Origin of the sequence: Chroococcidiopsis sp. CCALA 051 (assembly GCF_003015105.1) — a bacterium.
GTDB classification, from domain to species: domain Bacteria; phylum Cyanobacteriota; class Cyanobacteriia; order Cyanobacteriales; family Chroococcidiopsidaceae; genus Chroococcidiopsis; species Chroococcidiopsis thermalis.
In genome coordinates this window covers 39,167-54,823 of sequence record NZ_PYCI01000032.1, presented here as the reverse complement: position 1 = coordinate 54,823, position 15,657 = coordinate 39,167, and the positions used below count along the sequence as shown (strand labels likewise).

The window sequence follows — 15,657 nt, the reverse complement described above, 5'->3', positions numbered from 1 at the left end:
ATCCCCGCCGCTAATTGTATCGACTTGAAATTTTCCCTGCCATAGACGAGTTAGGAGTAATGGTAGTTGGTAATTGGTAATTGGTAATGGGTAATGGGTAATGGGTAATGGGTAATTTGATAGTTGGTAGTTGACAGTTCTTGCTCCTCTGCCCCTCTGCCCCTCTGCTCCTCTGCTCTCTTTCCCCTGCTCCCAGCTCGTCCCTGCTCCCTCGCTGATAACTGATAACTGATAACTGATAACTGATAACTGACACGCGATCGCAATCGCAATTGAAACTAAAGACTGAGGTGGCATAGATGAGGCTGGAGTGATACTGGCTGTATTATTGCTAACCTAGAAATAGTTTTTGGACTAATGGCTCTCTTGTTTGAGTAAAAATCTCTAGAGGCTAGACAAAGTGGACGGACTGAACTACCTTTTTACTAGGAATAGAGTTACTAGGGATAAATTTACCAAGAATCGGCGCGATCGCTCGTACCTGCCAAGTTGAAATAAATTTGGTGGCGAGCAAATTTTGAATTCCTGGCGATCTTTGAATGAATTTTTCACATCATACAGTCAGGTCATTATTAACAGTTTTCTTGAGGATTTTGCTGTCAAAAAGCCAAGTACTAACTAGTGCAAGCAAGCAAGAGGGAGGAAAGCAGAACCTTTACAGGATAGAATGATGATGTTTTCTCCACTGCATATTCTGGTTTACTACACTGCGGTAGAAAAGCTGCTATTACCAATTTTGAGGGCGTTGTAGGAACTTTATTTTTGGAGTTGAGATTTTGAATTTTAGCTTTGTTTTCAGGAACTCACGTACTTGAAATAACATCTTTGTGAGAAAGCAGGAAATTTATTAAACTTTTAGTAATTAAATTTTGGCTACTGCTCGTTCTCAGCAAGCTCTGAGGACTTACACTATTTGAGATCGCTCAAAATTAATTTAAAAAATACGTAATTATTACTGTAGGAGTAAGTGGATAGTTTGTAAATATTGTAACATTATCTTAATTTTCTGGGAATTCAGGTGATGAGAGGCAAGTTGCTAGGCGGGCGTTACCAAGTTGTAGAAGTTTTAGCCAATGGTGGTTTTGGTCAAACATACGTAGCCCAAGACATGCATCGACCAGGAAATCCTCGATGTGTCGTTAAGCACCTCCAGCCTGCTAGCGTCAACTCTAAATTTTTGCACAATGCCAGGCGGTTGTTTCAAACAGAAGCAGAAATTTTAGAGCAACTCGGCAATCACGACCAGATTCCTCGGTTACTAGCTTATTTTGAAGAACATCAAGAGTTTTACCTCGTTCAAGAGTTCATTCAAGGACATACTCTTACCAAAGAATTACTTCCAGGCGATCGCTGGGACGAAAGTAAAGTCTACCAACTGCTACAAGAAGTCCTAGAAATATTGGTTTTCGTCCACGCTCACGCAGCAATTCATCGCGATATTAAACCTGACAATCTGATCCGGCGAATTGCAGATGGCAAGTTAGTCTTAGTAGATTTTGGTTCAGTCAAACAGGTTTGGACGCAGGTGTTTACGCGAACCGGGCAACAGGAAAATAGCCCGCCAGCCACGATCGCGATCGGGACTCCTGGTTACATGCCCACAGAACAAGGTCAAGGTAGACCTCAACCCAACAGCGATATTTATGCCCTCGGCACGATCGCCATTCAAGCTCTGACAGGGATGAATCCTTCCCAGTTAGCAGAACAGTCAGACACTGGCGAAATTGAGTGGCGACAACATGCCAAAGTCAGCGAGGGACTGGGGGCAGTCATTGCCAAAATGGTGCGCTACAACAGCAAAAATCGCTATCAAACAGCGGTAGCTGCTTTGGTTGCCCTGCGCCAACTCGCCAATTTTCCCACATTACTGCAACCAGTTATAGGAATTCAACCGCCACCTGCATCTCGCTTCAACCAGTCGAACGTCGAGAAATATCTGACTCTGGTTGGCACACCTAAAGGCATAGAGCGTGAGGTGAAAACCGATCTCCCTGAAAATCATGCCGAGACTCATACTGTGACGATGGCAGGACTCGACACGACCCCAACTACCGAGGTTGCCACCCAAGCACTACCAATTCTAGAACGGATACCCGACCCACCCGCTGTAGCATTAGTAAACCCCGATCGGTCAACTCCTGCTAAAGCCTCCAGATCGAGACAGCGCTATCCCCTCCGCGTGGGAGCAGCACTCACAGCTGTCTTAGCAAGCGTAGCAGCGATATACGTAACGAATTGGCATCCAGTCGCAGATCCAGAGCAAACTCTGGAGCAGATGAACGCGCTCAAAACTGCGAGAAAATACCAAGAGTGCATCGATCTAGCATCGACTCACAGTAGTACCAACGCCAAACTTCAAGCCGGACTTCAACAGTGTCGCCTCGCCCAGGCACAGCAGCTAGCTGCCACCGATCTATCGGCTGCGATCGCCCTAAGCAGTCAAATTCCCAGCACCGATCCGCTTTATCCCTTAGCTAAGCCTTCGATCGCGCAGTGGACGAACCGTTTATTAGAAAAAGCGAAAACCGATTACGAAGCAGGAAACTTACCACAGGCGATCGCCTTAGTTAAAGCAATTCCCATCACTAACCCCGTCTATCAAACAGCCCAAACTGCAATTGCCCAATGGCAGCGAGACTGGCAAAACAACCGCGCCGCTTGGGAGGCAGCAAAAAGCGCCGCCGCTGTGGGTAAGTGGCAAGATGTCCTCCAAGCTACCAGAAAAGTTACTATTCATCCCTACTGGCAACAGCAGATCGCTCCTCTTGCCCAACAAGCAGCCATTAAAATTGCTTTAGCGTCCAATACCGCTATCCCACCGCAACAGTCTAGAGCGGCAACAAAACCGCCCCAATCGCGAACGCAGCCCGTTGTAACTCCATCTAGACCCAAAACTGTTACCGATCGCCCCCGCAGCCGCCCCAACCGCTCTAGAACCGCGATCGCCGCTCCTACCTCCCGTCCTCAATCGAGGATAAGACAAACGACTGTGAGACGAACGACTCTAAGGCGATCGCAACCCATCTCTAGACGAGTCAAACCCGCGATCGCCAGACGCACCAACCGCCCAATCCGCAGACGCGCCCGCTTTCCAGTCGGAAACACCAGAAGTTTATACAACTGGCAAACAAAAACCGTGCCTTAATCAAGTCGTAAGTCGTAAGTGACTGATAATTGGTCACTGGTCACTGGTCACTGGTCACTGATAACTGCTCCCTCCTTTCTGGTACAGGATCGTAGCCGCCTGGATGCCAGGGATGACAGCGTAAGATGCGTCGCACTGCCAATAGTCCACCCCGCCAAGCGCCAAAACGTTCGATCGCTTCTAGGGCGTAAGTAGAACAGGTAGGATGAAACCGACACGATGGCAGCAATAAAGGAGAAATTAACATTCGATAGCCCCGAATTAACCAAATTAATCCGATCTTCAACATCGATAATTTCCTCCAATGTTATTGGTCATTGGTCATTTGTAACCAGCAAGCAGTTATCAGCGATCGGTGACCAGTGACCAGCGATCGGTCAATTGCGACTTCTGACTTCTGACTTCTGACTTTTGACTTCTGACTTCTCCTTGTGTATCCCAAATCTACTACATTTGATATGTAGTAGCTTTTATGACTGTTTTGATTGAGTCGTTGATGGCTGATTTTCCGGTACTAGCTCGAATTCCTACTCTCTGGCTACAGATAGCGGTGGTAGGAGTTTGGCTGGGAATTGTCCTGGCGATCGCAGGTGTAGTTAGCCGTTTTACAAATAGCGATCCCGAAATTGTGCGGAAAATCGTTCACATTGGGACTGGCAATGTCATTTTATTCGCTTGGTTATTAAATATTCCCGCCTGGATAGGGATTGGAGCATCAGTTTTGGCAGGTGCAACTACTTTACTTTCCTATCGTCTGCCAATTCTACCCGGGATTAACAGCATCGGACGCAAAAGCTTAGGAACGTTCTTTTACGCCGTGAGTATTGGCATTCTAGTTGCTTGGTTTTGGGCAGTACAAAAACCTTACTTTGCTGCCTTGGGTATCCTAATCATGACTTGGGGTGATGGACTTGCAGCTATAATCGGACAGCGTTACGGCAAGCATATCTACACGGTTGGGGGTGTGAAAAAAAGCTGGGAAGGCTCCCTAACTATGGCTGTAGTTAGCTGCATTGTCAGTAGCGCGATCCTCATAGCCGTACAAGGTAATACTTGGTCAGCTTGGCTCGTGGCTTTTGTAGTTGCTTTGGTAGCTACAGGTCTAGAAGCCTTTTCTTGGTACGGCATTGATAACTTATCTGTACCCATAGCTAGCGCCGGATTGGGATTTCTTTTAACTCAGTTGTTGTTCCCTATTCCCTAGCCTCTAGTCCCTGCAAAAATGGACGGGTAATCCAATTGATGCCTACCTTAATTTGATGATCTAGAGTTGGCAGTCGATATAAATAAGCAAGACGACGGGCGATCGCGGCGAGAGGACCCTCTAGCTTAATTCCCAAACCCGTAAGCGTGGCACTGTCAATCCCTAGAGTCATCATTTCCCCTAAATTCTGATAGCGGAAGGGAAGTAAAGGACGGTGGGTCAAGGAAGCCCAAATATTCCAAGCAGCGTAGTCTGCTTGTTGTACGGCAGCTTGGGCAGTACCGGGAACTTGTTGCTCTGCGGCATCGCGACATTCAGCTAAGTCACCTAAAGCAAAAATTTCGGGACGATCTATGACTTGCAATGTCGATGTCGCCGTGAGTTGTCCGCGTTGGTTTTGTTTGAGGGGCAGCGATCGCACGATTGGCGCAACTCGCGTGCCTATCGTCCAAACGACAAGATCTACGGGAATAATATCGACTTGATTTTTATATTCCAGGGCGATCGCATTTGGTTCGATTGACTCGACTTTGGTTTCGAGATCGAGCCAAATCCCTCTTTTTTCCAATGCTTTTGTGGCTGCTTCGCGGTTGAATTCTGGGGAGGTTCTGAGAATTTGGTCGCTCAGTTCTACTAATCGGAAGCGTCCTCTTTCGCCAAGGCGATCTGCCAGCTTACACACCAATTCTACTCCGCTATAGCCTGCCCCTACAATTGCCACGCGGATTTTATCTGCTGTAGATGCTTCAAGTAACCGCAGCCTTTCTTCCATGCGGTAGGCATCGGCAAGGGTACGGAAGGGGAAAGCATAGGAGGATGCCCCAGGAACCATATCTAGAGGCGTTTCACCACCTAAAGCTAGTACTAGGCGATCGTAAGAAATTTCGATTCCATCTTGCAGCCGAACTCGCTGTTCGTAAATATCAATTTCTGCTCCTTCACCCTGACAGAAGCGAATCCCAGTTGAGGCGAGGAGTTCGACAAATGGTGGGGCAATTTCCCAAGTTTGCAATTCACCCGTGAGCAATTCGTACAACAGGGGCGAAAATAAGAAGCGATCGCTGCGATCGATTAGGACAATTTCTGGTTTTTCCGATTCCCAAGGTAGCTGGCTTAGGCGCAGTGCCGTATATAAACCGCCAAAGCCGCCACCGAGAATACAAATACGTGCGGGTTGTTGAGACATAATTCTGAGGGGCGATCGGATTGCGAGTAGGGCTACTCTCTTCACTCTAGCAAAGCAATTATAAATTCCTGCTCTTGCTACGGGATTGAATTTTAGTTGTTTAATTTATCGCAGCTTTAGTGTTGGCGAATTGCTACCGCAATCTCCTAGAGTAAAAAATACAATCGTACTGCTACTGTAGATGACCCGCCAGCCTTCCCCGCCAGCAATCGGGGCGATCGTTAAATCTATCCGCAAACGCCGTAATTTGACTCTGGAACAACTCGCTCAACGCTCTCACGTCTCTAAGTCGATGCTGTCGCAGATCGAACGAGAGTTAACAAATCCGACGATCGCCACTTTATGGAGTCTCGCCCATGCCTTAGATGTCAGTATTACCGAGTTAGTCAGTCAAGCTTCTGTGGAAAACGCGATCGCGCCTACGAAAATTGAGGTGATGCGATCGCACCATACCCCCACAATCGCTAACCAAGATGGTAAGTGTAAGCTGCGAATTTTAAGCCCGATCTCATCTGCTGGTGCTACTGAGTGGTACGAACTGGTGATGCAACCCAATGCCTGTTTGGAGAGCGAACCACACGCCTCCGGTAGTTACGAGCATTTAACTGTTTTGCGCGGAAATTTGCTAGTTAAAAGCAGTACATGCGAGCAAACTCTAAACGCAGGCGATACAGCGAGATATCCTGCGGATCTTCATCACCAGATTCAAAATATTGGCGAGGAGGAAGCGCGGGCATTACTTGTGTATGTATTGTGATTCCAAAAAATCATAAAATTCAATATATTGAATTTTGGGCAAGACGTGGACGTAGTATAATTGTAGTATTTAAAGTTTAAGAACTCAATTGATGCCTAAGTTGCCCAAACTTGAATCTTGGCTACAACACCAGCAATCCGATCTACTAAACACATTGATACGAGGTGCAGGTGCGGCGTTGAGCGTCCAAATTTTCAGTGCTGGGACGATCTATGTCTCCCAAATCTTGCTTGCTCGGTGGCTGGGAGTCACGGAGTATGGAATTTACGATTATGCGATCGCCCTCAGTCTTTCTCTAGCTTTTCTCGCCGGATTGGGTTTGCCGACTGCGGTTTTACGATTTATCCCCAAATACCAGTTCGAGCAAGATTGGCAGTAGAAGAAAATGATGACATTGCCTGGTTCTGGATTGGAACCCATGCAGAATATGACCGATTATTGCAAGGTGGTTAATACCAGCTAACACTTAATAAGAATTAAGCTCGATTGAGAGTGGAGTTCCATATATTAAATTTTCAATATATTGAACTCAAGTTAGATTTGAGATATGTTGAGATGATGAGAATCTACTCGGTCTCCAACAACTCATGGCAGATATATTCAGCGTTGCGGGTAAAGTTGTTTGCATTACTGGTTCTAGTAGAGGATTGGGCAAAGCTATTGCGCGTGGTTTTGCCGATCGCGGTGCAAAAGTAGTTATCTCCTCTTGGAATTTAGAGGAACTAGAAGCAACTCAACGCGAGTTTCAGTCACAAGGCTTAGAAGTCTATGCTGTTGAAGTTGATGTCAGTAAACGCGATCGTTGCCAGCAACTCATAGACCGAACAGTAGAGCATTATGGCGCGATCGATATCTTAATTTGCAATGCTGGCATCGATATTATCAGACCTGCCGAGCAATACGAAGCGGAAGAATGGGACAAAATTATCGATATTAACTTGCGGGGATACTACTTCTGCGCCCAGTTCGCCGCCCAACAAATGCTCGATGGTCGCGAAGCGAACCGCCTTCGGCATCGCGGCGCTGGTAGTATCATTATGACTTCTTCTATTGCTGGCGCTGTAGGAATACCAGGGTTAGTCCCTTATGCCGCTTCTAAGGGCGGGATTAATCAAATGGTGCGGACAATGGCTGTGGAATGGGCGCAAAAAGGAGTGAGAGTTAACGCTGTCGCGCCTGGATACATTGACAACATGATGGCAGGCGTTGAGTACGACGAAAACGATCCGTATCAGCAACGGGTAACGAGATTTACGCCAATGGGAAGGCGAGGAAAAGTAGAAGAATTTCTTGGTGCATATATTTTCCTTGCCAGCGATGCAGCTTCATACATCACAGGTGAGGTGCTGTATGTAGACGGGGGCTATCATGCAGCGTGAATAAAAAACTATTTGCTCTGTTGGTAACTCTCATCCTCTGGGGTTCTGGCTTTGCTGGCGTGCGGGCAGGTTTACGCGGCTACAGCCCCGAACATTTAGTTGCCTTGCGCTTTGCGATCGCCTCGATCGCACTAGCTATTTATGCTGCTTTCACTCGAATGCGTTTGCCGCAACTTAAAGACTTACCCGCGATCGCCCTTGGCGGATTTTTAGGTATTAGCACTTACCATTTATGTTTAGCATTTGGACAACAAACTGTCACCGCAGGCGCAGCGAGTCTTCTGAATGCTTCTAGTCCAATTTTTACTGCTTTATTAGCCACAGCCTTTTTGGGTGAAAAATTGACAGCACGGGGATGGCTGGGAATTGTCATTAGTTTTACTGGTGCTGCTTTAATTTCACTGGGAGAAATACGAGGATTTCACTTCAACTTCGGCGCGGTGCTAATTTTGTTAGCTGCCATTTCTCAGGGATTTTATTTCATTTTACAAAAACCGCTGTTTAAAAAGTACGGTGCGTTTGAGTTAGCTACTTATACAATTTGGAGTGGCACGATCGCGTTACTAAGATTTTTACCAGATACAGCAACAGTGCGGCTAGCTTCCTTAGAATCAACTTTAGCGATCGCCTATTTAGGCATTTTTCCCGCTGCGATCGCTTATATGACTTGGACTTACACCCTATCGCAAATTTCTGCCGCGAAAGCCGCTAGCTATCTTTATTTCGTGCCATTTCTCGCAATTGCGATCGCCTGGATCTGGCTGCAAGAATTACCCAGTTTTTTATCTATAGTCGGTGGAATAATTACACTTACGGGTGTCTTCTTGGTCAATCTCCAAGAAACGTAAATTAGCTCGCAAAACAGCTTGATATAGCAATCCTAGCTCGGTTGTGAAGAACGGGTAATTTCATTGTCAGGTGGGCAATGCCTACCCTACGTTTAAAAAAATTAACAAAGCAAATCAAAAACTTAGTTAACATACCTTTCAATTTGGGTATTTTATCAAGAGAGAGTAGAGAGTATGGCTACTGTCATTTATGGCAGAGATTAGGGTAGGAGAGAGCTGAGAAAGCTGAGGAAGAAAAACTACTTTTGACTTCTGACTTTTGAATTTTGATTTATGCAAATTAAAATTTTTAATTCTCGCAAGCTAAATGAAACGCAAGAAGTTAATCTCTTCCTAGCAACAAACAATTTCCAAAAAGAGTGTTCGATCGGTCGCTCTTCTTCTGCAAGTTTAGTTTTAGATAGTGCTGATGTTAGCCGTTCGCATGGAAAAATTTTGCAGCAAAGTGGCGATTTTTATTTTATTGATATTGGAAGTAGAAATGGCTCGATAATTAATGGCAAATTAGCTGATGTTAATCAAAAATATCTCCTGAAACCTGGAGATATATTACGGATTGGAGAATTCGTACTGATTTTGGAAGAAGTAGATGTAATTCGGCAAGACTTAGCCGAGACAGTTTTTAGTCACGCTCATGATGTAGCAATCTCCGATCGCCAAAACCTACAAGAGCAATTTTTGATTGACGAAATTCAACTTGATGAGAATGGCAGTAATGCAGGAGAAGCAACTGTAATTCAACTACCGTCTATTTTCCCTGAAGCCACAGAAATTCCTCTGAGCGATCGCCCGACTCATATCAAATTAGATGAAGTCGAGCCAATTCTGGAATTAGATCCGTGGCAGGAGCTTGAATCAGAGTTTTACTAGCCACTAATCTCCAGTAAGTAGAGACGTTACATGTAACGTCTCTTGACTGACAACTGACAACTGATTACAAGGGTTGCAATTGCGAATTAATCAGCGTACTGGCAGCATCTTTGTTAATGGGTTTGGCGAAAAAGTAGCCTTGTCCGTATTGGCATTCCAAAGCGTTGAGTTGTGCTAGCTGAGCCGCAGTTTCTACGCCAGTTACCGTTGTCTCTACACCCAAGTTGCGGGAGATCGCCACAATTGTCCGTAAAATCTCCAAGCTCTCTTCATCAGTATCAATCTGATTGACGAGGGAGCGATCGACGCTGAGGCGATCGAATTTTTCATAGCACATGCGATTGGGGAGCCTTTGCAGTAAGCTCAAAAATGAATAGCCAATACCCAAATTATCAATTTGTAATTCTACATTTAATGCTTTGAGTTCTATTACCCTTTGGTTCGCAAATTCAATATCCGATAAGATCGCGCTTTCAGGAATTTCCAGACGCAAATTTCGAGGATTCAATCCAGTTTGTTCCAGAACGAGTCCCAACTGTGCCACGAGACTTGGATGGGCGAACTGGGTACTGGAAAGATTCACGCTTACAGTCAAAGGAATGTTGGGATAGCACTCTTGCCACAGGCGTAGCTGTTGACAAGCTTGCCGCAACGACCACCAGCCGATAGTTGAAATCGCGTCTGTTGCTTCTAGAGCAGAAATAAAGTCCGTAGGTGAAACTATACCTTGCGTGGGGTGCTGCCAGCGTAAGAGTGCTTCAAACCCAACAATTCTATTGGTTTGTAACACAACAATCGGTTGGTAGTGAATCTCAAACTCACCCTGCTCGAATGCTTGCTCAATTTCCTGTAGCTGAATTTTGGACTGGCGATCGAGTGCAGCAATAGGCGTATCTAGAATATGCTGCCGCTTCGATCTTGGAACGATAAGTTCATCCAGCATTTCTTGACTTGCAGGTAATTGTTTGGGAATTGGAGAGTTTTGTGGCTTATATTCAGGTACGAGCTGTTGTAATAAGAAGGCGATCGCCGGAGCATCATTTTGCCGTGCGGCATCACACAGTGCTTCTACCAAAGAATTTAAAGTTTTTGGCGTAAAGTTACTGGCATTTTTGACAATCAGAATTTTTTCGTGTTCTGTTTTTTCATACTGTTCGCCAGGGATGAACAGTTCTTCAAATAGCTTTTCTCCTGGTCGCAACCCCGTAAACTGAATTTTAATATCCTTATCTACCTGCAATCCAGACAGCCGAATCAAATCTTTCGCTAGATCCACAATCTTCACTGGCTGTCCCATGTCTAGCATTAATATGGCTCCGCCACAGCCAACAACCGCCGCTTGCAATACTAATTGCACGGCTTCGGGAATTGTCATGAAATAGCGTCGAATATCGGGATGGGTAACGGTAATCGGTCCCCCTTTAGCAATTTGTTGCTTGAAGGTAGGCACGACACTACCTCTGCTCCCCAGCACGTTACCAAACCGGACGACGACATAAGGTTTGCCGCTCTTTTGCGCTGCTTGCAGAACGAGCATTTCGGCAGTCCGCTTGCTGGCTCCCATAATATTAGTTGGGTTAACTGCCTTATCCGTAGAAATCATGACGAATTGGTTGACATCGTATCGCAGTGCAAGATCGAGCAGGTTTTTCGTCCCCAAGACGTTGTTGGTAATCGCTTCTGGTGAGTTCACCTCCATCAGGGGTACGTGCTTGTGCGCGGCAGCATGGAAAACGATATCTGGGCGAAATTGGTCAAAAGCATACTCTAAACGCGATGGAAAGCGAATATCGGCGATAAAAGCGCGCAGGCGTGGCATATATCCCTGCATCGCGCCGTCTTGCCGCAGCACTTCCATGACTCGTTCCAATTCTTGTTGGATGTAAAAGACCGAATTTTCGCCGTGTCCTACCAGCATGATTTCTGCGGGACGACAGCGAAAGACTTGACGGCAGAGTTCGCTACCAATCGAACCACCTGCGCCAGTGATGAGTACTTTTTTACCTGTTAATAACTGCGAGACTTTTTGCCCGTCTGTTTGAATTGGTTCCCGACGCAATAAGTCTTCAATTTTGATTTCGCGAATGCTTTCGATCGCCACGCGACCGTTGAAACCGTTGACGATCTCGCTGACGCTAGGTAAAGTGCTGGTACGCACGCCGCTCGATTGGCAGATATCTAAGATCTCGCGAATGACTTCGCCAGGGGCGCTCGGCATGGCGATCGCGACGCGATCGACGCGCAAGGATCGGACAATTTTTGGGATCTGATGGCGATCGCCAACTACAGGTAAACTGCGAATTCTTAATTGAAATTTTGCCGGATCGTCGTCGATAAAAGCGATGGGGTAAAGATTGAAGTGTGGGTTCTGCTGCATCTGTTGGGCAATTGTCACGCCTGCATTACCTGCACCAACAATTAGCAAGCGTTCGCTACTTTTAGGTTGAGCCTGCCTGTAGTTTGCTCTTTCGACCACTCGAATGCTCAAGCGAAGTCCACCTACGAAGATTAGGCTGAGCATTCCATCTAGCAGCGCTAGCGATCGCGGCAAGACAGCGGAAAAATTAGACCAGTTATTAAAGGTATAGACAATTATTGTTTCGAGGACAATCGCTGCTAACGTCAGCATGACAATTTGCGTCAGCTCGTCAATACTAGCGTAGCGCCAACACCGTCGATAAAAACCAAAACTATATAAGATGCTTAGTTTTACGATGATAAATACGGTAGAGACGATCGCTAATTGCAGCCCATAGGTGTTAAGGGTTTCAATAATATTGAGTTCGTCCAAGCGCAGACTCAGTGCTAGGATTGGTGCGATCGAAAATACGATTGTGTCGAGAATAATAAAATGTCGATTTCTGATTTCCAATAAAGCTTTGGATACTTGTTCTACTATGATTTTCATTTTTTTGACAGGTGCTTCGGAAATTGAAGAGTTTAAGCTTCATTTACTTAAGATTTTGCAGCAGATACTAAATGCAATTTTTGCACGAATACTTATCTCTGCTTTCGATCGCTACAGTCTGCAATTGGAGTAAATAGCCGAACAATCCAGGCGTTTTATGCCCAATTTCAGGATACCGCGATATTTTTGAAATCTGAAAAAACATGAGAAACCTAGTGCTTAGATATCTTTAGCACTAATGACAAAATGCTCGCCTAATTAGACCGAGCTGCTCGTCCATTTTTTCAGGAAAAGCTAATACGCTCTATTTTAATTGAATGGATTTTAACGTTGTAGATAAATCAATAATATGATGCCAGCATTTCCATCAGCATCTTTAAACTTTGCTAGTTCGATCGCAAAAAATTGAGTTATGAATCATTACTTTTTTTTGTATTCCTCCTCTCCTATATATCAACGCTCGCTAAGAGTTTACCACAACTTTCACACCCCTTGAAAGAATTTTTACCGCAGATTCATAAACTTTTGAGTTTTACTGAGACTGAATATCAGTAAAATTACAGTTGACGAAGCATTTTTAGATACATATAGATTTGGTGAAAGAAAAACTTTAACTTCACCCAAACTAGCTCGAATTCGACACGGCTTTAGGGCAATACTGCAAATTTCGACACAGGTTTTGCCGCTGTAGCTGCACCACGGGAAATGAGATTGGAGATAGGGAGGTATTACAACCTTCTGAGCTTACAGCTACCATACCAATAAAAACAGTTATTAATAATTAAAATAGCAGTAATTATCAACTAGAAAAACTAGCAAAAACAGGTAATATTTAGATTTATCTTAATAAAAAGCGTTTTTGTAATTAAAATCGCCCTAAAAAACCTAAAAATAAGAACACAACTGTAGTATGTCAAAAACTCGACCAACCTGAATCTACCAAATACTAAAGCTAAAACTAATCGTACTGGGTCTTGATTCGACTAGGTTGAGGAGAGGCAAAAGGGAAGTCTCCAAGTCAGAAGTCAAAATACATCCCATACCCCGATTTGCGGATTACGATCGCCGATCGCGTGGCAGTATAGATAAAGAATACGTCAGCCATGTCGTAGATCGACAGCAGCCGCAGTGCAGATTACATTTTTAGGAACGAGTTCCGGCGTACCGACGCGATCGCGTAATGTTTCTAGTGTTGCCCTTCGCCTACCGCAACGAGCAGAAGTCTGGCTATTTGACTGTGGGGAAGGAACTCAGCATCAGATTATGCGGAGTGACTTAAAAATTAGCCAAATTAACCGCATTTTCGTCACTCACATGCACGGCGATCATGTTTTTGGCTTAATGGGATTGCTAGCCACCTGTGGTTTAGCGGGTAGTCCGCACCGAATTGATATTTACGGTCCACCAAAGTTAGAAGAGTATCTCCGCGCCTGCGGTCGCTATTCTCAAACTCATCTATCTTACCCGCTGCACGTCCATACAGTACAGCCTGGGATGGTTTACGAGGATGAAGAATTTACAGTGAGTTGCGATCTCTTAGAGCATCGCGTCCCCGCTTTTGGCTATCGGATTGCTGAAAAAGATCGTCCTGGACGGTTCGATGTCGAAAAAGCCAAGGCGTTAAATATCCCTCCTGGGAGAGTATACGGTCAACTGAAGCGGGGAGAAACCGTAACTCTCAATGATGGACGGGTAATTCGGGGAGTCGATCTATGCGGTGACACAGAAGCAGGGCGTAAGTTAGCTTACTGCACCGATACAATTTTCTGCGATGGGGCGGTTTCCCTTGCCCAAGGTGCAGACGTATTGATTCATGAAGCGACATTTTCTCATATCGATGCAGAACTCGCTTTTCAACGTTTGCATTCCACATCAACGATGGCAGCACAAACAGCATTAGCTGCCCAAGTGAGGCTGTTAATTATGACACATTTTAGCCCTCGCTATGCTCCTGGTAATGACATTCAATTGCAACACCTTCTAGAAGAAGCGCGGGCGATCTTTCCCAAAACTGAAATGGCACACGACTTTTTAACTTATGAAATTCCCCGTCGTCGCCAACCAGAGGGAGAAAAGCAAGCGGCAAAGGTCTAGTTGAGCTGCGTGCCTAATTTATTTAAGCTATCTAACCGCGATCGCGCATTGACATCAGCCGTTGTTGTATATCTTTGAGCTTTACTTGGGAGTTGACTGGCGATCGCGGCGGGGGAACGTCAAGGTTGGGCCAACTCAGTAAGTCATTGCAAGGACAGCAAGCCGGAGGCATTCCCACATTACGCACGGGTACGGGCATAGCACAACGGGCGCAAGGAAACACATCCCACTCTGGCGTGAGTAAATCGGCTACTGATTCCTCTGTTGCCTCCAAGTAGCAGTCGCCTGCATTAGGTGCGTTAATGCGTTGCCAGCACTCTTCAAAAGCTTGGCTGTAGCGATCGCTTTCTATCACTGGTTGTGGTAGCAAGCGTTCTTGTCCGTCGCGGATGACGACATGCTTACCTAACTGAAACCAGTATGCGAGATATCTTCTAACGTCTTGTGTGGATGCCATTTTAAGAAGGGAGTAGGGAGTAGGGAGTAGGGAGTTGCTAGTGGCTAGTGGCTAGTGGCTAGTAGTAGAATTCTTCATCTAGTCACTAGTCACCAGCCACTAGTCACTCTCTTGCTGACAACTGACTCTATGCTATCGTTTCTCGTTTAAAGGGGTAGGTAGTGGGGAACCCAGCAGGCTGAGGTTAAGGACGTGTCCGCCGACGATGAGGTAAACGGGGTTGGCAATAGCTCCTAAGCGACGGACTAATTGACCTAAGCGATCGCGAAACAACCTGCCGCTTGAATAAGCTGGCACTACGCCCCAGGTAGCTTCTTCTGCTACAACAATTACATCTTTATTGTCTAAGCGCTCTAAACTTAAGATTAAATTTTGCTCCGTTGCTGCCCAAGTAATGCTATCCTGCTCCAGCAAATTCGCTACCCACGTTCCTAGCGAATCGACTAGCAAGCAGCAACAGGAGGGAGCTGTGGCGATTGTTTCGGTTAAGTTTTCTGGAGCTTCTACGGTTAACCAGTCAGCAGGACGGCGATCGCGGTGTTGAGAGATCCGCTGTTGCCACTCAGCATCGTCAGCATTGGTTTGAGCCGTCGCAATGTAAATCACCGATTTTCTAGATTGCATTGCTAGAGTTTCTGCCCATTCGCTTTTACCAGATTTAGTTGGTCCAGTAACGAGTACAATTCGACTCGAAGGAGAAGTTGGCATCATTGCTGTAAGTCGTAAGTCGCAATTAACACACGCACCACTCACTACACCCTACACCCTATTGATTACTAACTACTAGCCACTAGCCACTAACCACTAGC

The 15,657-nt window shown here is 45.7% G+C and carries 14 protein-coding genes and 1 pseudogene; 8 read left to right on the top strand and 7 right to left on the bottom strand.

Annotation, left to right across the window (positions count from 1 at the left end; all coding sequences use genetic code 11):
• A pseudogene (locus C7Y66_RS10335) lies at positions 1-297 on the bottom strand (WD40 repeat domain-containing protein); the annotation flags it as partial.
• 94 nt (positions 298-391) lie between these two features.
• Positions 392-514 (bottom strand): hypothetical protein, encoded by a 123-nt coding sequence (locus C7Y66_RS32875; protein ID WP_255409958.1) that lies wholly within the window; start codon positions 512-514, stop codon positions 392-394.
• A 507-nt stretch (positions 515-1,021) separates the two neighbouring features.
• Here C7Y66_RS32875 and C7Y66_RS10330 point away from each other — a divergent pair.
• Complete coding sequence (locus C7Y66_RS10330) at positions 1,022-3,145, top strand: serine/threonine-protein kinase (protein WP_106545510.1); 2,124 nt, start codon at positions 1,022-1,024, stop codon at positions 3,143-3,145.
• Positions 3,146-3,185: 40 nt separating this feature from the next.
• Here C7Y66_RS10330 and yidD read toward each other — a convergent pair whose 3' ends face one another.
• Positions 3,186-3,431, bottom strand: coding sequence for a membrane protein insertion efficiency factor YidD (yidD, locus tag C7Y66_RS10325; RefSeq protein WP_106545513.1), 246 nt, complete (start codon positions 3,429-3,431; stop codon positions 3,186-3,188).
• 186 nt (positions 3,432-3,617) lie between these two features.
• Here yidD and C7Y66_RS10320 point away from each other — a divergent pair, with 186 nt between their 5' ends.
• Positions 3,618-4,349, top strand: a complete 732-nt coding sequence (locus C7Y66_RS10320) for a diacylglycerol/polyprenol kinase family protein (RefSeq protein WP_199197353.1) — start codon at positions 3,618-3,620, stop codon at positions 4,347-4,349.
• Here C7Y66_RS10320 and C7Y66_RS10315 read toward each other — a convergent pair.
• Positions 4,339-5,535, bottom strand: a complete 1,197-nt coding sequence (locus C7Y66_RS10315; protein WP_106545509.1) for an NAD(P)/FAD-dependent oxidoreductase — start codon at positions 5,533-5,535, stop codon at positions 4,339-4,341. The two genes, C7Y66_RS10320 and C7Y66_RS10315, sit on opposite strands and share 11 nt — an antisense overlap.
• Positions 5,536-5,716: 181 nt before the next feature.
• On the opposite strand from C7Y66_RS10315, the gene C7Y66_RS10310 reads away from it, so the two are divergent.
• The 5 genes from C7Y66_RS10310 (at position 5,717) to C7Y66_RS10290 (ending at position 9,389) form a co-directional block, all read left to right on the top strand.
• Entirely contained in the window at positions 5,717-6,292 is a 576-nt protein-coding gene (locus C7Y66_RS10310) for a helix-turn-helix domain-containing protein (protein WP_106545508.1), read from the top strand.
• A gap of 91 nt (positions 6,293-6,383) precedes the next feature.
• Positions 6,384-6,671: a lipopolysaccharide biosynthesis protein gene (locus C7Y66_RS10305; protein WP_233222613.1), complete on the top strand. Its 288-nt coding sequence runs from the start codon at positions 6,384-6,386 to the stop codon at positions 6,669-6,671.
• Between the two features lie 208 nt (positions 6,672-6,879).
• Positions 6,880-7,671 carry an SDR family NAD(P)-dependent oxidoreductase gene (locus tag C7Y66_RS10300; protein ID WP_106545507.1) on the top strand — a complete coding sequence of 264 codons (792 nt, stop codon included), beginning with the start codon at positions 6,880-6,882 and terminating at the stop codon, positions 7,669-7,671.
• Positions 7,668-8,519: a DMT family transporter gene (locus tag C7Y66_RS10295; RefSeq protein ID WP_106545506.1), complete on the top strand. Its 852-nt coding sequence runs from the start codon at positions 7,668-7,670 to the stop codon at positions 8,517-8,519. The genes C7Y66_RS10300 and C7Y66_RS10295 overlap by 4 nt, the downstream gene beginning before the upstream one ends.
• A 273-nt stretch (positions 8,520-8,792) precedes the next feature.
• Positions 8,793-9,389 (top strand): FHA domain-containing protein, encoded by a 597-nt coding sequence (locus C7Y66_RS10290; protein WP_106545505.1) that lies wholly within the window; start codon positions 8,793-8,795, stop codon positions 9,387-9,389.
• A 64-nt stretch (positions 9,390-9,453) separates the two neighbouring features.
• Here the strand turns inward: C7Y66_RS10290 and C7Y66_RS10285 are convergent, their stop codons facing one another.
• The gene (locus C7Y66_RS10285) at positions 9,454-12,297 is read right to left on the bottom strand and encodes a polysaccharide biosynthesis protein (protein WP_106545504.1); all 2,844 of its coding nucleotides are present in this window, start codon (positions 12,295-12,297) and stop codon (positions 9,454-9,456) included.
• A gap of 1,128 nt (positions 12,298-13,425) precedes the next feature.
• Here C7Y66_RS10285 and C7Y66_RS10280 point away from each other — a divergent pair.
• Positions 13,426-14,391 (top strand): ribonuclease Z, encoded by a 966-nt coding sequence (locus C7Y66_RS10280; RefSeq protein WP_106545503.1) that lies wholly within the window; start codon positions 13,426-13,428, stop codon positions 14,389-14,391.
• Positions 14,392-14,422: 31 nt separating this feature from the next.
• On the opposite strand, the gene C7Y66_RS10275 is transcribed toward C7Y66_RS10280, so the two are convergent.
• Together C7Y66_RS10275 and cobU are read right to left on the bottom strand one after the other, a co-directional pair.
• Positions 14,423-14,848, bottom strand: a complete 426-nt coding sequence (locus C7Y66_RS10275; RefSeq protein WP_106545502.1) for a hypothetical protein — start codon at positions 14,846-14,848, stop codon at positions 14,423-14,425.
• 132 nt (positions 14,849-14,980) lie between these two features.
• On the bottom strand, positions 14,981-15,559 hold the full coding sequence (gene cobU / locus C7Y66_RS10270; protein ID WP_106218812.1) for a bifunctional adenosylcobinamide kinase/adenosylcobinamide-phosphate guanylyltransferase: 579 nt from the start codon (positions 15,557-15,559) through the stop codon (positions 14,981-14,983).
• Positions 15,560-15,657 lie beyond the last annotated feature (98 nt).